The organism is Xanthomonas sp. LMG 12460, from assembly GCF_009192895.1.
Lineage (GTDB): Bacteria > Pseudomonadota > Gammaproteobacteria > Xanthomonadales > Xanthomonadaceae > Xanthomonas_A > Xanthomonas_A sontii.
The window spans coordinates 24,036-41,496 of the sequence record NZ_NKUH01000043.1 but is presented as its reverse complement, the minus strand read 5'-3'; the positions used below and the strand labels follow the sequence as shown (position 1 = coordinate 41,496).

Annotated in this window: 17 protein-coding genes; 6 read left to right on the top strand and 11 right to left on the bottom strand. The window is 69.0% G+C overall.

What is annotated here, in order from left to right:
- The first annotated feature begins 117 nt into the window (after positions 1 to 117).
- Entirely contained in the window at positions 118 to 582 is a 465-nt protein-coding gene (locus tag CEK66_RS10055; RefSeq protein ID WP_017908506.1) for a hypothetical protein, read from the top strand.
- 275 nt (positions 583 to 857) lie between these two features.
- Positions 858 to 1,211, top strand: coding sequence for a hypothetical protein (locus tag CEK66_RS10050; protein ID WP_152236822.1), 354 nt, complete (start codon positions 858 to 860; stop codon positions 1,209 to 1,211).
- 40 nt (positions 1,212 to 1,251) lie between these two features.
- On the opposite strand, the gene CEK66_RS10045 is transcribed toward CEK66_RS10050, so the two are convergent.
- The 4 genes from CEK66_RS10045 to CEK66_RS10030 form a co-directional block, all read right to left on the bottom strand.
- On the bottom strand, positions 1,252 to 3,057 hold the full coding sequence (locus CEK66_RS10045; RefSeq protein WP_152236821.1) for a DUF885 domain-containing protein: 1,806 nt from the start codon (positions 3,055 to 3,057) through the stop codon (positions 1,252 to 1,254).
- Between the two features lie 247 nt (positions 3,058 to 3,304).
- Positions 3,305 to 3,889, bottom strand: a complete 585-nt coding sequence (locus CEK66_RS10040; RefSeq protein WP_152236820.1) for a cytochrome c oxidase assembly factor Coa1 family protein — start codon at positions 3,887 to 3,889, stop codon at positions 3,305 to 3,307.
- Between the two features lie 52 nt (positions 3,890 to 3,941).
- Positions 3,942 to 6,173: a S9 family peptidase gene (locus CEK66_RS10035; RefSeq protein ID WP_152236819.1), complete on the bottom strand. Its 2,232-nt coding sequence runs from the start codon at positions 6,171 to 6,173 to the stop codon at positions 3,942 to 3,944.
- Between the two features lie 70 nt (positions 6,174 to 6,243).
- The gene (locus CEK66_RS10030; protein ID WP_043094212.1) at positions 6,244 to 6,933 is read right to left on the bottom strand and encodes a glutathione binding-like protein; all 690 of its coding nucleotides are present in this window, start codon (positions 6,931 to 6,933) and stop codon (positions 6,244 to 6,246) included.
- Between the two features lie 113 nt (positions 6,934 to 7,046).
- Between CEK66_RS10030 and CEK66_RS10025 the strand changes: the two genes are divergently transcribed.
- Both CEK66_RS10025 and CEK66_RS10020 read left to right on the top strand, forming a co-directional pair.
- On the top strand, positions 7,047 to 7,655 hold the full coding sequence (locus CEK66_RS10025; protein ID WP_017908501.1) for a TIGR00645 family protein: 609 nt from the start codon (positions 7,047 to 7,049) through the stop codon (positions 7,653 to 7,655).
- Positions 7,656 to 7,826: 171 nt separating this feature from the next.
- Positions 7,827 to 8,849, top strand: coding sequence for an energy transducer TonB (locus tag CEK66_RS10020; RefSeq protein WP_152236818.1), 1,023 nt, complete (start codon positions 7,827 to 7,829; stop codon positions 8,847 to 8,849).
- Positions 8,850 to 8,945: 96 nt separating this feature from the next.
- Here CEK66_RS10020 and CEK66_RS10015 read toward each other — a convergent pair whose 3' ends face one another.
- From CEK66_RS10015 to CEK66_RS09985, 7 genes are all read right to left on the bottom strand, one after another.
- Positions 8,946 to 9,854, bottom strand: coding sequence for a CPBP family intramembrane glutamic endopeptidase (locus CEK66_RS10015; RefSeq protein WP_152236817.1), 909 nt, complete (start codon positions 9,852 to 9,854; stop codon positions 8,946 to 8,948).
- A gap of 174 nt (positions 9,855 to 10,028) precedes the next feature.
- Complete coding sequence (locus tag CEK66_RS10010; protein WP_017908431.1) at positions 10,029 to 11,210, bottom strand: ABC transporter permease; 1,182 nt, start codon at positions 11,208 to 11,210, stop codon at positions 10,029 to 10,031.
- Positions 11,207 to 11,953 carry an ATP-binding cassette domain-containing protein gene (locus CEK66_RS10005; protein WP_017908432.1) on the bottom strand — a complete coding sequence of 249 codons (747 nt, stop codon included), beginning with the start codon at positions 11,951 to 11,953 and terminating at the stop codon, positions 11,207 to 11,209. Before CEK66_RS10005 ends, CEK66_RS10010 begins: the two co-directional genes overlap by 4 nt.
- Positions 11,954 to 11,984: 31 nt before the next feature.
- On the bottom strand, positions 11,985 to 13,499 hold the full coding sequence (locus CEK66_RS10000; protein ID WP_043094208.1) for an alpha/beta fold hydrolase: 1,515 nt from the start codon (positions 13,497 to 13,499) through the stop codon (positions 11,985 to 11,987).
- 90 nt (positions 13,500 to 13,589) lie between these two features.
- On the bottom strand, positions 13,590 to 13,790 hold the full coding sequence (locus CEK66_RS09995) for a helix-turn-helix transcriptional regulator (RefSeq protein ID WP_152236816.1): 201 nt from the start codon (positions 13,788 to 13,790) through the stop codon (positions 13,590 to 13,592).
- Positions 13,787 to 14,365, bottom strand: a complete 579-nt coding sequence (locus CEK66_RS09990) for a hypothetical protein (RefSeq protein ID WP_193312615.1) — start codon at positions 14,363 to 14,365, stop codon at positions 13,787 to 13,789. The genes CEK66_RS09995 and CEK66_RS09990 overlap by 4 nt, the downstream gene beginning before the upstream one ends.
- Positions 14,366 to 14,691: 326 nt before the next feature.
- Positions 14,692 to 15,402 (bottom strand): FAD-binding oxidoreductase, encoded by a 711-nt coding sequence (locus CEK66_RS09985; protein ID WP_255424694.1) that lies wholly within the window; start codon positions 15,400 to 15,402, stop codon positions 14,692 to 14,694.
- 137 nt (positions 15,403 to 15,539) lie between these two features.
- Here CEK66_RS09985 and CEK66_RS09980 point away from each other — a divergent pair, with 137 nt between their 5' ends.
- Both CEK66_RS09980 and CEK66_RS09975 read left to right on the top strand, forming a co-directional pair.
- Positions 15,540 to 16,541, top strand: coding sequence for an ABC transporter ATP-binding protein (locus CEK66_RS09980; protein WP_152236813.1), 1,002 nt, complete (start codon positions 15,540 to 15,542; stop codon positions 16,539 to 16,541).
- Between the two features lie 19 nt (positions 16,542 to 16,560).
- Positions 16,561 to 17,376 carry an ABC transporter permease gene (locus CEK66_RS09975; protein ID WP_010340543.1) on the top strand — a complete coding sequence of 272 codons (816 nt, stop codon included), beginning with the start codon at positions 16,561 to 16,563 and terminating at the stop codon, positions 17,374 to 17,376.
- The last annotated feature ends 85 nt before the right edge of the window (positions 17,377 to 17,461 follow it).

The following is a 17,461-nucleotide window of genomic DNA, read 5'->3' as shown; positions in this document are numbered from 1 at the left end:
ACCCAACTCTTGGCACGGGGATCACGGCGGCCCTGCGAGGGTGCGACAGCGGCGGGTTCGGCACGATTCACCCGGCCCGCCTATGATCGCGTGAGATCCGAACACGGGGGTAAGGCCATGAACATCCGACCGCTGTTGCCGCTGGCGCTGCTGCTGGCCCTGGCCGGCTGCGCCAGTTCCTCGAAAGTGATGGTCGGCGCGGCGCGCCCGCCGATCGACCCGGCACTGGTGCAGATCTACTCCGCGCCGCCGCCGGGGGCGGTGGATATCGCCCAGCTCGAAGCCTCCAGCGCGGCCGGCTTCGGCACCCAGGGCCAGACCGACGCGGCCGTGGACCGGCTCAAGCGCGACGCGGCCAAGCTCGGCGCCAACGGCGTGGTGCTGATGGGCGTGGGCTCGCAGCGCTCCGGCGGCGGCCTGTCGGTCGGCGCGGGCAGCTACGGCGGCCACGTCGGCGGCGGCCTGGGCATCGGCATCCCCACCACGCAGAAGCGCGCCGCCGGCATGGCGATCTGGGTACCGCCGGGGGCGCAGGCGCCAGCGGCAGCTGGACCGCAACCTGCGCCGCCCCCCGCTCGCTGAATCGAGTCAGGTCGGTCGGCAACCGCTGACCTGCCCTGTCGATGCGCCGGCTCTGGCACATGCACCGCTCCCCCGAAACGAATCGTCCGGGTCCCCCGGGCCAGCGGATTGGCCCGACAGCGAGCACCCTCCGCCGCTGAAACCCTTGCTAAGCTATTTGCAGGCAGAATCGACCGGACCCCTTCAAGGGTGCGGGTTCGGGATGCCGCTCGCCACGCAGTGACACGTTTGGTCCGAACGTCTGGGATGGACCGCTTTCGACAGAGGGAAGTGCGATGAAGAAGTTGATCTGGATTCTGGTTGCGTTCCTTGGGCTGCAGGGCGTCGCTGGTGCGGAGGAAGCCTATGAAAACCTGTCTTGCCGTTCCAACGACCCGTTCGTGTTCTGTACGCAAGGTTGCAAACCACCCGACCGACATTGGAGACCCGTAGGTACCGGCAGCGGATGGGCGCCGATTGCCCCCTACTGTCCCTACCCCACGGTCGTCGGCACCAAATACTGCAAAGGGTGGTCCGTCATTGCGTACAACGCATGGTGGGAACGCCAGCGCATCTGCCACGTCGGCGGCGGCAAGGCCAGCGACTGGACGGGACGGCAGCGGCCAGAAACCGTTCCAGGAAATCACTGAGAGCGGCGTCCAACCATCAAGGGTTCAGCCCGACAACGCCTCACTTGCGCTGCGACGGCACGAACTCCTCGTCCACCGCCGCGGCCAGCTGGTCCGGGGGCAACAGCCCCTGGTCCAGCAGGAAGTTGTTGAACTTCAGGCGGTCGAACCTGGCGCCCAGCGCCAGTTCGGTGCGCATGCGCAGTTCCAGGATGCGGCTGTAGCCGTAGAAGTAGCTGCCGGCCTGTCCGGGCGCGCGCACCATGTAGCGGTCCAGCTCCTGCCGGGCCATCGCCGGCGACAGGCCGACGTCGTTCTCCAGCACCAGGCGCGCACGCTCGCGGTCGATCAGGCCGAGATTGAGCATCGGGTCGAGCATGGCCCGCGCCGCGCGCAGCAGGCGGAACTGCAAGGCGATCAACTGCCCGTCCAGCGGCTCGTACGGCACCATCTCGGCCTCGGCGTACAGCGCCCAGCCTTCGACGTTGACCGAGTTGAACGCGAACAGGCTGCGCGCCAGCGACACGCCGCGCTCGACCATGGCGGTGAACTGCAGTTCGTGGCCGGGCCGGCCCTCGTGCGCGCTCAGCGTCCATGCCGCGGCACCGAAGTTGAAGTCGTCGTAGTGCTCGCCCTTGCCGGCGCTGTCCGGATTGCCCAGCGGCAGCACGAAGGTGCCCTGCTCGCCGGTGTTGCCGACCAGCGGCGCCGGGCGGAAATGCGGCGCCGGTTGCGCGGCGCTTTCCGCCGGCGAGCCCAGGCGCATCTGCATCGGCCGTTGCGGCACGTCGACGATGCGCTGCTGGCGGATGATCGGATCGATGCGGTCGATGACGCTGCGGTAGTGGGCTTCGAGCTTGTCGTCGGCAATGGTGTCGCGCTTGAGCGCGCGCAGCACCGTGCGGTAGTCGCGGGCATCGTCGCCGCGCAGGCCCTTGGCCGCGGCCACCTGCGGCGCCAGCTGCTGCATCGCCGCGCGGGTTTCCATGAATTCCAGCTGCGCGCGCTGCATCAGCACCTGCGGTGCGATGTCGATGCCGACCTGCTTGAGCTGGAACGCATACAGCTCGGGCGGCAGGCGCGCATCCTCGCGCGCCTGCGGCAGCACCACCGTGCGCGTCCACGTGGCGTAGTCCTGGAACTGCTTGTCCAGCGCCGCCAGCGCCGCATCCGCGCCGGTGATCTTGTACTCGGCGAACAGCGCGCGAATGCCCTTGGCGTAGGTATCGACGTTGCTCAAGGCCTGCTCGACCTCGCGCCTGGTCGGCTGCAGGAGGTTGCCGTCGGTGCGCTTTTCTTCGTAGCGTTGCCGCGCCAGCATCAGGATCGAGGTGCTGCCCGGCGCCAGGCCGACGTAGCGCTGCAGCCGTAGCAGCGCCTTGGCGCGGCGCGCCGCCGGCACCTGCTCGGACAACAGGTTGTTGATGCCGCCGAACACGTGCTGCGGCGCGTCGGTCCATGGCAGCAAGAAACGCTCGTTGAGCGTGCTGCCCTCGATGGACTGGTCGGCGGCGTGGATCAGGATCGCCAGATCCTGGCGCACGTTCGGATCGCGCTCCACCTGCAGTTTTTCCTGCAGCGTGCGGCGCGCGGCAGCGGTCGCCTCGCGGAAACGCCGCGCGTTGTCGGGCCCGAAATCGGAGACCTGGTCGTCGAATCCCGGCACGCCGAAGAAGCTCACTTCCTCGGCCTGGAACGGCGCCTGCGCCTGCAGCAGGATCTGCGCGAACGCATTGCTGCGCTCCACCCAGGCCGGCGCGCGCGTGGCGGATGCGGCAGCCGGTGCGGCCGCCGCGTCCATCGCCGAAAACGGCAAGGGCGTCGCCAGTGCCAGGGTCAGGGCGATGGCGAGGACACGTGGCTTCATGGCACAGCTCCGACAGAATGATGTCAGGACCGTACGCGGCGCGTGCCGGCTCGGCCATCTGCCGGAGGTCATGGCCGCCGCCACGCCGCGGTGCAGCATACGGGTGAAGACTACGCCGCCGCGGTCGCGCACATGCTGTGCCGGCAGCAGAGCGCATGATTGCAGGACATGGGCGGTGCGATCGCGCCCTACCCAAGGCGGCCCCACCGCACCACGCGGCGCGGCGCGGCAGATCGTTCGCCGCTGCTTACTTCGTCGCGTCGGCCTCGGCCGGCGTGGCACTGTCGTCGACGTCTGTGGCGGGCACCGGCGGCGCCTCGACCGCCATCCCGTCCGCCTCTTCGTCCTCGTCCTCGGCGTCCCGCCCGAGCGCATCGAGCAGCGGGATCGCTTCACCCGCATCCGGCAACACCTGCAAGGTGGTGTAGTGCCACTCGCCCGCATGGCGCTCGGCTTCGATGTACAGGGTGCCGTTGGCGCGGCTGCCGTGCAGCGACACGCTGAGCTCGGCATTGCCACTGCCGCCGCCGCTGCTGTTGAAGCTGCCGCTGGGCATGATGCCGTCCTTGATCGGCGCGCCCAGCGCAGCCGCCACGCGCGGGTCGTGTTGCGCGGCCATCACACCGACCCGGTACGGCTCGGACGACTTGGTGACGCGCGCGATGCCGACCACGAACACCGCGATCGACGCCAGCAGCAGGGCGCCGAGCACCAGCACGATCAGCGGCACCGCCCACTTCCAGTGCCGTGCCCACCAGCCGCGCTTGGCCGGTGGCAGCGCCGTGTCGGAGGTGGGACCGGGCGTGCCGGGCAGCGGTGGCGGACTCGACATGACGTCACTCCTTGTCGTGCGGAAGCGGGAAGGTGGAAGCGGAACGGCGCACTCAGGGCTTGAGGCAGCGCGCCAGAAAGGCTTCGGTGGTGCGATAGCGGTGCAGCGCGTTGCTGCCGGACAGGCCGTGCTTGGCGCCCGGATAGGTCATCAGCTCGAACAGCTTGCCGCGCTTCTGCAGTTCGCTCATCAGCGAGGTGGAATTGGTGAACAGCACGTTGTCGTCGGCCATGCCGTGCAGCAGCAGCAGTTGCGAGGTCAGCCCGTCCAGGTGCGCGGCCACGCGGCTGTCGCGGTAGCCATCGGGATTGGCCTTGGGCAGGTTCATGTAGCGCTCGGTGTAGTGGCTGTCGTACAGACCCCAGTCGGTCACCGGCGCGCCGGCGGCGCCGCAGGCATAGGCCTCGCTGTGCTTGGCCAGCAGCATCAGGGTCATGTAGCCGCCGTTGGACCAGCCGTACACGCCGATACGCGCCGCATCCACCCACGGCTGCGCCTTCAGCCAGGCCACGCCGCGCAACTGGTCGTCCACTTCCACGGTGCCCTGGCGCTGGTACAGCGCACCACCGAAATCGCGGCCGCGGCGCGGCGTGCCGCGGTTGTCCAGCGAGAACACCACATAGCCGTGCTGCGCCAGGTACTGGTCGAACAGCGCATCGCCGCGGCCGGGCCAGCCGTCGACCACGGTCTGCGCGGCAGGACCGCCGTACACATAGACCACCACCGGGTAGCGCTTGCCCGGGTCGAACCCGTCCGGCTTCATCAGCCGGTAGTGCAACTGGGTCTTGCCATCGGCGGCGGTCAGGGTGCCGAACTCGACCGGACGCTGCGCGGCGCGGTAGGCCGCATACGGGTGTTGCGGATCGGCCAGGTCGTTGACCAGCAGGGTGGCGATCTTTTCGCCAGTGGCGCGGAACAGCTCGATCTGCGGCGGCGTGGTGGTGTTGGACCAGCTGTCGACATACACGCTGGCGTTCTTGGCGAAGCTGGCGGCATGCGTGCCATTGGGCTTGGACAGCTGCGCGATGGCACCGCCGGCCAGCGGCACCGCGTAAATCTGCGTCTGCGTCGGCGACGCCTTGGTCGCGGAGAAATAGACCTTGCCGGCCGCCTCGTCCACCGCGAGCAGCTCGTCCACCACCCAATCGCCCTGGGTCAGCGGGCGCAGCGTGCGGCCGTCTTCCGAAGCCAGGTACAGGTGCTCGTAGCCGCTGCGCTCCGAGCCCCAGACGAAGCGCCCATCCTTGAGGAAGTGCAGGTCGTAGGTGAGCGGCACCCAGGTCGGGCTGGTCTCGGTGATCAGCAGGCGCTGCTTGCCGGTGGCCAGGGTCGCCTCGATCAGCTCCAGGCGCTTCTGGTCGCGCGACTGGCGCTGGAAGGTCAGCCGTTGCGGATCGCGCCAGTCCACCCGCGCCAGGTAGATGTCCGGGTTCTTGCCCAGGTCGATCCACTGCGGCTGCGCGCCGGCACGCGGCGCGATGGTGCCGAGCTGGATCTTGACGTTGGGCTGGCCGGCCTGCGGATAGCGCTGCTCCACCACCTCGGTGTGGTCGGCGTAGACCTCCGGGCGCTTCTGCACCGGCACCTCGGTTTCGTCGATGCGCGCGAAGGCGATCGCCGAGTCGTCCGGCGCCCACCAGTAGCCGGTGTGGCGATCCATCTCCTCGTCGGCGACGAACTCGGCCACACCGTTGCCGATGGTCTCGCTGCCGTCGCGGGTGAGCTGGTGCTGCTGGCCGCTGGCCAGGTCGATCACCCACAGGTTGCGCCCGCGCACGAAGCTGACGTAGCCGCCCTTGGGCGAGATCTTGGGATCGGTGACGAAGCCTTCGCCGTGGGTGAGCTTGCGCACCGCGGCGCTGCCGCTCTTGCGCAGGTCGTACAGGTACAGCTCGCCGCCGAGCGGGAACAGCAGCGCATGCGCGTCCGGCGCCCACTGGTACTCGACGATGCCGGTGTAGGCGGCGATGCGCTGGCGCTCGCGGCGCGCCTTCTCCTCGTCGCTCAGGGTCTCGGTGCCGGGCAGCACCAGCTTGGAATCCACCAGCATGCGGGTCTGCCCGCTGGCGATGTCGTATTCCCACAGATCCAGCTGGTTGCGGTCGCTGTCCTTGCCGCGCAGGAAGGTCACCCGCGAGCCGTCCGGCGCCACCTTGGGCTTCATCAGGGTCGGCCCGGACAGCGGCTTGCTGCCGGTGATGGCCTCCAGGGTCAGTTTCTCGGCGTGGGCGGGAACGATGGGGGTGGCGAGCATGAGGGCGAGAGCGGCGAACAGAGAGCGCATGAAGGTTCCTGATGGAGCACCGAGCGCACGGATGATGCGCGTGCGCCCTGGATTTGAGAAGCGCGCCGGCTCAGCGCTGTCCGAACAGGTGCTTGCGCTCGGCGTCGCTGAGCGGCTTGCCCGCATTCGGGTTCACCTGCTCCTTCAAGGCGTAGGCGCGCTGGGTGGCCGGGCGCGCGGCGATGGCCTCGTGCCAGCGCTTGAGGTGCGGGAAGGCGGCGTAGTCGGGAGTCAGCCCGTTGTACACCTCGATCCACGGGTAGCTGGCCATGTCGGCGATGCCGTAGTCGTCGCCGGCCAGGTAGGCGCTGTGCGCCAGACGCTTGTCCAGCACCCCGTGCAGGCGCCGCACCTCGTTGCCGTAGCGTTCGATCGCATAGCCGATCTTCTCCGGCGCGTAGACGTTGAAATGCCCCATCTGCCCGGTCATCGGGCCGAGCCCGGCCATCTGCCAGAACAGCCATTCCAGCGCGACCACGCGCCCGCGCGGATCGGCCGGGAGGAAGCGGCCGGTCTTCTCGGCCAGATACAGCAGGATCGCGCCGGATTCGAACACGCTCTGCGGCGCGCCGCCGTCGGCCGGGGCATGGTCGACGATGGCCGGCATCTTGTTGTTGGGCGAGATCGCCAGGAATTCGGGCGCGAACTGCTCGCCGGCACCGATGTTGACCGGCTTGAGCGTGTAGTCCAGCCCGGCTTCCTCGAGGAACAGGGTGACCTTGTGCCCATTGGGGGTGGGCCAGTAGTACAGATCGATCATGGCGGCGTTCCTGGACAGGGGATCCCGAGTGTAGCGGCGGCGCCCGGCTTGGCAGCGTCATCGCCGGCCGGGTACCCTGGCCGCTCCCGCAACGCAGCATTCCAGACCACGCCATGACTCCAGAGCGGCCCCGCCTGCATCCCCTGTCCAACCTGATCTTCGCCTCGCGCTGGCTGCAGTTGCCGCTGTACCTGGGACTGATCGTGGCCCAGGGCGTCTACGTGTTCCTGTTCGGCAAGGAACTGTGGCACCTGATCCACGAGGCGCCGAGCCTGGGCGAGCAGCAGATCATGCTGATCGTGCTCGGCCTGATCGACGTGGTGATGATCTCCAACCTGCTGGTGATGGTGATCGTCGGCGGCTACGAGACCTTCGTGTCGCGGCTGGGCCTGGAGGGCCATCCGGACCAGCCGGAGTGGCTGAGCCACGTCAACGCCAGCGTGCTCAAGGTCAAGCTGGCGCTGTCGATCATCGGCATCTCCTCGATCCACCTGCTCAAGACCTTCATCGCGGTCGGCGCGCTCGGCGGCATGCCGATGTGCTCGCCGGAACAGCTGGCCAGCGCCGTGGGGACGGTGGACCTGAAGAGTTGCGCGACGCTGACCGCCACCGGCGTGCTGTGGCAGACCATCATCCATGGCATCTTCATCCTGTCGGCGATCGGCATCGCCTGGACCGACCGGATCATGTCCGCGTCCGCGCCGGCGCGGCCGGCGCATTGACCGGCGCGCGCCGCGTCACGCTTTTTGCCGCATGGCAGCGGCTGCCACGCACGCGGCGGCCGCGGATGCTAGATTGACCGATGGGGTGCGCTGGCGGCATGGGGGCCGCAGCACCGCGAACGCACCGCCGTCGCATCGTTGATTGCCAACACCGGGGATTCAGGGGGACGCATGTCGCAACTCACCACACTCGCCAAGGCGCGCCGGGTCGCGCCGATCCTGTTGCTGGCCGCGCTGGCGGCCTGCTCCAAGCAGGAAGAGGCCGCACCACCCAACGCTGCACCGGCCACCGCCGCGGCCAACGCACCGGCGCAGCCGGCGGTCTCGGCCAAGGTGCAGTCGATGGGCACCGAACAGTTGCACGACTCGGCCAGCCAGGCGCTGCGCGAGAACCGCATGTACGCACCGGCCGGCAACAACGCGGTCGAGTACTACCTAGCGTTGCGCGACAAGCAGCCGGACGACGCCGGGGTCAAGAGCGCGCTGACCGACCTGATGCCGTACACGCTGATCGCCGCCGAACAGAGCATCAACCGCGAGGACTTCCCGGAAGCCCAGCGCCTGATCGGCCTGATCGAGAAGATGGATCCGCAGGCGCCGGCGCTGCCGCGGCTCAAGCAGGGCGTGAGCAAGGGCATGGAGGCCGTGGCCCAGCGCAGCCAGGACGAGACCGAGAAGGCCAAGAAGGACGCCGAGCAGAAGGCCAAGCTGGCGGCCGAGCAGCAGAAGCAGGCGCAGCAGCAGGCCAGCGAGGCGCAAGCGGCGCAGCAGATCGCCGCACAGCAGGAGGCCGCGCGCCGCGAGAGCGCACGCCAGGAGGCCGAGCGCCAGGCCGCCGCGCGCCCCGCCACGCCCGCCGCCACCGCGCAACCGACGCCGGCACCGGCAGCAGCCCCCGCGGCCGCGCCGGCCGCTGCCGCTACCGCTACCGCTACCGCACAAACGCTGCGCCCGATCAGCACCCCGGCGCCGCGCTATCCGCCCGAAGCGCTGCGCTCGGGCACCGCAGGCGAAGTGCTGGTGGAGATCACCGTCGGCACCGACGGCGCGGTCACCAATGCCCGCGTGCTGCGCTCCACGCCGCCGCGGGTATTCGACCGCGAGGCGTTGAACGCCACCAAGCGCTGGCGCTTCGAACCGGTCGGCGCGCCGGTGACCACCCGCCGCACGCTGGCGTTCAATCCCGGCGGCTGAGCCCAATGTTGACACCTGCGTGCCCGGCGGCTGCCGGGCGCGCAGCGAAGGCGCAGGCGCAACACCGCGCCGACCGCAACACTTAGACCGGCGCGATCAGAACGTCGGTGTCATGCCCGCACTGCGCGCGGAGACGCCGAAGCGCCCCTTGCGCCAGGCCATCCAGGTCGCGATCGCGCCCACCACCGTGCACACCAGCAAGCCGGGCAGCGAGGCCTCCGGACCGAACGCGCCACCGCTCAACCATTCCGGCACCCCGTCCTGCGCCGTGCTGCGCGCGATCGCCGGCCCCATGTCGGTCCCCGATACCGCCGCGCCGAACAGATAGCCCTGGGTGAAGTTCCAGGCCGCATGCACGCCGATGGAGACCCAGAGCCGGCCGCTGAGCACATAGAACGCGCCCAGCATGACGCCCGCCTCCACCGCGATGCACAACGCGGCGAACACGCTCGCGTTCGGATTGCCGAGGTGGGCCAGGCCGAACAGCAGCGCCGAAAGCGCGAACGCCAACCATGGCCCGAATGCGCGCCACAGCAGCCGCAACAGGATCGCGCGCAACATCAGTTCTTCCACCACGCCGGCCTGCAACGCCTTCCCGAGCGGCGCCCACACCGGCGCCGCCCCGGTCCAGCGGATCGTGTAGACGCCGAACGCCGCCATGATCGCCATCACCGCCGCGAACATGGCCGCTCCCAACAGCAGCCCCACGCCCAACTGCAAGGGCGCAGCGTGCCAGGCGAGTTCCGCCGGCCAGCGCCGCTCGCCCAGGCGCACCGCGATTGCGTAGAACACGGCGGCCGTCAGCGCCGTCGCATACGGCGCGAGCCGATTCGCGCCCGGCGGAAGCAGCCTGGCGCACAGCAGCGGCACCGCCGTCGCCACGACGATCATCAGCGCCAGCAACGCGATCGCCCAGAGCAGCGCCCGCAGCCAGCGCACCCTTCCCGGCTGCAGGATGCGCGCCTCGCCCAGCACCAGCAGGCGCCCGGCGCCGGCCGCCATCATTGCTGGGGCATCGTGTGGATCTGGAGACATGCAAAGGCTCGCTGCGGAGGAAGCATCGGCAGGACGGACAACGCCGCTGCGCGCAGCGAGTGTGCATCACGATCGCGTTTCCTGCGCGTCTCCGCGACGGACGGGCGTGCAGCGCGCGGACCCGGCCCGCGCGCTGCCTCCTGCTCAGCTGGAGATCGCCAGCTGTTCCTGCCGGTAGCGGCGCACCGCCGCCAGCCACAGCACCGCGGCCAGGCCGAAACCGGTGAGCAGGTACACCGCCCAGATCTGCGGATCGATCGTCTCGCGGCGGATGATCTTCATCAGCATCTGGTTCTGCGCCAGGAACGGCACCGCGAACTGCCACAGCGTGGTCTTCAGCGGATACACCATCAACGCATAGCCCGGCAGCATCGGCAGCAGCATCAGCCAGGTCATGTGGCTCTGCGCTTCCTTCATGCTCTTGGCCGCGGCCGCCAGATAGGTCAGCAGCGAGGTGCCGATGAACAGCATCGGCAGCAGCACGAACAGCATCTGCAGCATCGCCACGAAGCTGACGTTGAGCTGGCGGCCGATGCCGCTGGCCACCTGCGCGCTGAGCTTGAACGCGAGCAGGGTCAGCAGCAGCGACACCAGGCCGACCACGCAGGCGGCGGCGATCTTGCCGCTGACGATGGCGCTGCGCGAGGCCGGCGTGGCCAGCAGAGGCTCCAGCGATTGCCGCTCGCGTTCGCCGGCGGTGGCGTCGAGGATCAGGTAGGCACCGCCGATGAACGATGTGATGGTCAGCAGCACCGGCAGCAGCATCGCCAGCAACGCGCCACGCTTGGCCTCGGGCGTAGCCAGGTCCTGCAGTGCCACATCCAGCGGCCGCGACACCTGCGAATCGATGCCGCGCGCCAGCAGGCGCAAGGCCCCGACCTGCTGGCCGTACATGCTCAGCGCGGCCTGCACCCGCTGGGTCGGGATGTCGGCGTCGCGGCGGGTGCTGTCCTTGATGATCTCCACCAGCGCCGGGCGTCCTTCGTGCCAGGCGTTGGCGTAGTCCTCGTCGATCTTCAGCGCAAGATCCACGTCCTGGCTGCGGATCGCCCCGGTCAGGTCCTTCGGCGGCGCGACCGCGTTCAAGCCCTGCGCGGCGAGGAAGGCGACCAGGTTCGGCGCGCGTTCGCGGCCGATCACCGGAATGTCCAGCGGCTTGTCGATCTGGGTGCGCACGCGGCTCTCGGCCAGCGCGCCCATGCCCAGGATCAGCGCCGGATACAGCAGCGGGCCCAGCAGCAGCGCCAGCGCCAGGGTGCGGCGATCGCGCGAGAGGTCGCGCAATTCCTTGCGCATCACGGTGAATACGGTACGGAGCAGGCTCATGCGTGCAGTCCCTCGTCGCTGCCGATCGCCTTGACGAAGGCGTCTTCCAGATTGGGTTCGCCGGTCAGGGCGCGCAGTTCATCGGCGGTACCGGCGGCCACCACCGTGCCCTTGGCGATGATGACGATGCGATCGCACAGCGCCGCCACCTCCTGCATGATGTGGCTGGAGAAGATCACGCAACGCCCTTCCTCGCGCAGCTCGCGCAGGAAGCCGCGCAATGCGCGCGTGGTCATCACGTCCAGGCCGTTGGTGGGTTCGTCCAGGATCACGTTGCGCGGATCGTGGACCAGCGCGCGGGCGATCGCGGTCTTGGTGCGCTGGCCCTGGCTGAAGCCTTCGGTCTGGCGGTCGAGGATGTCGTCCATGTCCAGCGCCTTCGACAGCAACCGGGTACGCTCGGCGATACGTGCCGCCGACAGCCCATGCAGCTCGCCGAAGTAGGCGATGTTCTCGCGCGCGGTCAACCGCTTGTACACGCCACGCGCATCCGGCAGCACGCCCAGCGCGCGCCGCACCGCCATCGGATCCTGGCCCACGTCCACGCCGTCCACGCGCACCTGGCCCTGGTCCGGCGCCATGAGCGTGTACAGCATGCGCAAGGTGGTGGTCTTGCCGGCGCCATTGGGACCGAGCAGGCCGGTGATCTGGCCGTCGGCGGCCTGGAAGCTGACCCCTTGCACCGCCTGCACGGCGCCGGCGCGGGTCTTGAATGCCTTGTGCAGATTGTCGGCGACGATCATGCGTGCCCCTCCCTGTCGAACGCTGCGCAGCTCATGGTTCCCATCCGTTGAATGAAGTGAAGGCCGGCACGCCGCTCATCGCGTCCAGGCAGGTGGCATCGAGGTGCTTGGCATCGGCGGTCTCGAAGAACTGACCGAGCAGCTTGGGCATGCAGCCCAGGGTCATGGTGCCGTGGCCCTGGCCGCGCACCACCAGGTGGCGGCCGTTGGGCAGGCCCTTGAGTACGCGCTCGGCATAGCGTGGCGGCGTCACCGGATCCAGCTGGCCGGAGGTCAGCAGCACCGGCAAAGTGGAGGTGAACGGCGCGGTGAAGTCGGCCGGGCGGGTGCCGGTGGGCCACACCGGGCAGGGCGCGAAGAACATCTGCGCCACTTCCGGACCGAGCAGCGTGTCGTGCGTCTGCGGCGCGCGATAGCGGTCGGCGTCCTCGGCGCAGATCACCGACCACTGCATGCCGCGATTCATCTGCCCGTCCAGTTGCCCGCCCATCATCTTTGCCAGCGACATCAGCGGCCCGTAGCGGCCGTTGGCCGCTTCGTCCAGCACCAGCGGCAGCAGCGACGCGGTCTGCGGCGCATAGGAGAACGAGAACGCCAGGCTGGTGACGGTGTCGGCGGTGACCCGGTCGTGGCGGCTCTCGCCGCTGGCCGGATCGCGGTAGTCCACGTCCACCGGCGCCTGCCGCAGCCGCTCCACCACTGCGCGCAACTGCGTGCGGGTATCGGTGGGAAAGCGCTTGGCGCAAGCCGGATCGGCCTTGCACTGCTCGGCCTGCAGGGCGATCGCATCCTCGAAGGTAGTGGCGAACTCGCCACCGACCACCAGATCGTTCGGCGCCACGCCATCGATGACCACGCTGCGCACATGCGGCGCGTAGCGGCGCGCGTACTGCTGGGCGACGCGCGTGCCGTAGGAGCCGCCGATCAGGTTGATCTTGTCCACGCCCAGCGCGGCGCGCACCGCATCCAGATCGCCGATCGCCTGGGTGGTGGTGTAGTAACGAGGATCCGCGCGGCCCTGCAGCGACTGCGCGCAGCGCCGCGCGTAGTCGACCAGTTCGTTCGCGGTGGGCGCGCGTGCCGGATCGGCCAGCGGCATCTCCTTGCCGTCCGGTCCCAGGCAGCTCAGCGGATTGGACTGGCCGGTGCCGCGCTGGTCGATCAGGAACACGTCGCGGCGCTTGCGGGTCTCGCGCAGCGCCATGTCGACGATGCTGGCGACCTGGGTAGCGGCCTGGCCGGGACCGCCGGCGAGGAAGAACACCGGATCCGGGTCGCTGCCGCCCTCGCCGGTGACCGGCAGCCAGGCGATGTTGAGTTCGATCTTGCGGCCGTTCGGCGCCGCCGGATTCTCCGCCACCGCCATGCGCGCGCACTGCGCCGGCACGTTGTTGGAGGCCACCGGATTGGTCAGCGTGCACGGGTGGAAGCGCAGCGCGCCGTAGCTGCGCTCGGACGTCTGCGGCGCCGGTGCCTGGGCCGCCTGGCAGGCGGCGAGCAAGAGGGTGGCCGCCGCGATGGCGAACGGCCGGGAAGGGTGTCGCATGGTTCGCATCCTTGAGTTCATGGCTTGCAGAATGCCATGCCGGAACATGGCGTCGTCGGTGCCCGGTGGGGCATGGAACGGAGTGCGCGCTTACTCGGCCTCATCGAACAGGAACACCTGCTCGATGCTGTGCGCGAACAGCCGCGCGATACGGAACGCCAGCGGCAGGCTCGGATCGTACCTGCCGGTCTCCAGCGCATTGATGGTCTGACGCGACACGCCCAGCCGCTCGCCCAGTTCGCCCTGCGACCAGCCGTGCGCCTCGCGCAGTTCGCGGATGCGGCTGTTCATTGGTAGCGGCGCGCGTTCGCGACCTTGACCACCCCATAGGTCATGCACAGCGCAGGAAACACCCACAGCATCGCGCTCGAGGCCGGCACCGTGATCACCTGCGCCGCCTGCAGGAAGCCGGCGGCCATGTAGACGCCACAGGTCAGGCCGGCAGCGATGGCGATGGATTCCAGCTCGATGCGCCGCTGCAGTTCGTCGGAGTCGCGCACGAAACGCGCCACCGCGCGGATCACCAGCGCCAACGTCAATGCCGGCAGCAGCGCGACCACCACGCGCAGCCAGTGCGCGTCGACGCTGTCGAGCAGGCGCTTCCAGAACAGCATCACCACCACGTAGGCGCCCATCGGCGGAAAGAACTCGCGGTAGTAGCGCCGCGCCAGCGCCCGCGGTGCGCTGTCGGCCAGGCTGCCCCGCGACCACCACATCAATAGCGCCATGAACAGGCCGCCGATGCCGACGCCCATGCATACCCCACGCAGATAATCGCTGCCGCCGAGCGGCAGCCAGGCCCCCGCCACCAGCAGCGCCAGACTCACGCACAGCACCACGATCGCGTTGCGCCTGCAGTTGCCCATCATCTGTCCCCGATACTCAGCCGATCCCCGATCCGGCACCCTCGCGGCTGCCGCGTATGCCGTGCCGCCCCCCTGTCAAGCACGCTTGACAGGAGAATGCGCGCACCAAGGTCGGCTGTCAAGCGTCCTTTACAGACAGAACGAAATCACCGGCAAGCCAGCGCAACGAGCCCCTCTCCCACCGGGAGAGGGGTTGGGGTGAGGGTACGGGCGCGAAGCGCGCTCGACGCTTCGGAAACACGCAGCTTCGCCCTGGACGGACCGCAGGTGTGGCGATCGCGGCTGAAGCCGCGCCTACGCGGGATGTCCGGCGCCGACAGCGGCCGTTACTTGCTGCTGACGTACTTCTCGCGGCGGATGTGCTGCACCGGCAGGCCAGCCTCCTTCAGCGCATCGAAGCAGGCATCGACCATGTTCGGATTGCCGCACAGGTAGGCGATGTCGCCTTCGGCCTGCGGCGCGAACTCTCCCAGGAACTGCTGCACGTAGCCATGCCGCACGTCCGCATGCGGCGCCTCCGGCAGCTCGCGCGAGAAGCACGGTACGAAGCGGAAACCGGGATGCGCATCGGCGAAGGCGCGGAATTCGTCGCCGTACAGCAGCTCGGCCGGGGTCCGCGCCCCCAGCAGCAGCACCACTTCCACGCCGCGCTCGGCCATCGCCGCTTCCAGCAGCGGCAGCATCGAGCGGTACGGCGTGACGCCGGTGCCGGTGGCGATCAGCAGATAGCGACGGTTGCTGTCGCCCGGCTGCAGGCAGAAACGTCCGTACGGGCCGCTGGCGCAGATCTGCCCGCCGATCTCCAGGCCTTCGAACAGCGCGGTGGCCGCGCCGCCGGCGACAAAGCTGACCGCGATCTCCACGGTGGCATCGGCCGGTTGTGCCGGATCGTGACGCGTGGCCAGCGAGTAGCTGCGCTTGGTCGCGGTGCCATCGGCATAGTGGAAGTGCACCTGCACGAACTGGCCGGGCACGAACGGCAGGGGTTGGCCGTCATCGCGGACGAAGCGGTAGTGGCCGACGGCCGGGGCCAGCATGTGGCGGTCGACCAGTTTCAGCGGGAATTGGGCAGGCACGGAGATGCAACAGTCTGTGGCCGGGGGCGACCCCACGAGGTCTTCTATAATAACGGCTGAACTTCTCCTGCGCCGTCGATGCGGCGCGAAGGCCCGCCTTGACTCCCGCACCTGCCCTTTCTCCCCAGACGCCGGCGCCCGCCCTGCGCGTGCGCGACCTGCGCAAGACCTACGACAACGGCGTGCAGGCCCTGCATGGCGTGTCGCTGGACGTCCTGCCCGGCGACTTCTTCGCCCTGCTCGGCCCCAACGGCGCCGGCAAGTCGACCCTGATCGGCATCATCAGCTCGCTGGTCAACCTCAGCGCCGGCCAGGTCGAGGTGTTCGGCACCGACCTGAGCAGCCAGCGCAGCGCGGCGATGCGCCTGATCGGCCTGGTGCCGCAGGAAATCAACTTCAACCTGTTCGAGCAGCCCTTCGACATCCTGGTCAACTACGCCGGCTTCTACGGCATGCCGCGCGCCGAGGCCGAACGCCTGGCCGAAGTGGAACTCAAGCGCGCGCACCTGTGGGAAAAGGCCCAGGTGATGAGCCGCACCCTGTCCGGCGGCATGAAGCGGCGGCTGATGATCGCTCGCGCGATGATGACCCGGCCGCGCCTGCTGATCCTGGACGAACCCACCGCCGGCGTGGACATCGAGATCCGCCGCGACATGTGGCGCGTGCTGCGCGAGATCAACGCCGCCGGCACCACCATCATCCTCACCACGCACTACTTGGAGGAAGCGGAGAGCCTGTGCCGCAACCTGGCGATCATCGACCGCGGCCGCATCGTCGAGCAGGGCCCGATGCGCGCCCTGCTGGCCAAGCTGGACGTGGAAGGCTTCCTGCTGGACATCGACGGCGAGTTGCCGGCGCAGTTGCCGGCGATCGAGGGCACCACCCTGCTCGCCCTGGACGCGCACACCCTGGACCTGGACATGCCGCGGGCGATGGACCTCAACCGCGTGTTCGCCGCATTGGGCGACGCCGGCATCCGCGTGCGCTCCATGCGCACCAAGAGCAATCGCCTGGAGGAACTGTTCGTGCGCCTCACCGGCGAACACCGCGATGCCGCTGCGGCCACGACCGGCACGGCCACGCCGTCCGCCACTCCCTGATGCCCCCACGGCGACGACCATGACTTCCCAGACCGATTCCACCCTCCCCGTTTCCGACGCCACGCCCGCCCAGCGCAACTGGGTCGCGCTGGGCACCATCGTGCGCCGCGAGGTCAAGCGCATCCTGCGCATCTGGGGCCAGACCCTGGTGCCGCCGGCGATCACCATGACCCTGTACTTCCTGATCTTCGGCGGGCTGATCGGCTCGCGCGTGGGCGACATGGGCGGCTACAGCTACATGCAGTTCATCGTCCCCGGCCTGGTGATGATGAGCGTGATCCAGAACAGCTACGGCAACATCAGTTCCAGCTTCTTCGGCGCCAAGTTCGGCCGCCACGTCGAGGAACTGCTGGTCAGCCCGATGCCCAACTGGGTGATCCTGTGGGGCTACGTCGCCGGCGCGGTGCTGCGCGGGCTGATGGTCGGCGTGATCGTGCTGATCATCGCCATGTTCTTCACGCCGGTGCGCATCCCGCACCCGCTGGTGACCCTGACCACAGTGTTGCTGGGCGCGACCATCTTCTCCCTGGCCGGCTTCATCAACGCGGTCTACGCGAAGAAGTTCGACGACGTGGCGATCGTGCCGACCTTCATCCTCACCCCACTGACCTACCTGGGCGGCGTGTTCTACTCGGTCAAGCTGCTGCCCGGCTGGGCCGAGGCCGCCACCCACGCCAACCCGATCTTCTACATGGTCAACGCCTTCCGCTACGGCCTGCTCGGCAGCAGCGACGTGCCGGTGTGGGTGGCCTACAGCCTGATGCTGGGCTTCGTCGCGGTGCTGGCGGCGCTGGCGCTGTGGCTGCTGCGGCGCGGGGTGGGGTTGCGGAGCTGATTCTGTTCGCTCCTTGAACGCCCCCCGTTAGCGCCGCCCGAACGGGGTTGGGCGTTGCGCATGGCATTGCTATCCTCCGCGCCAC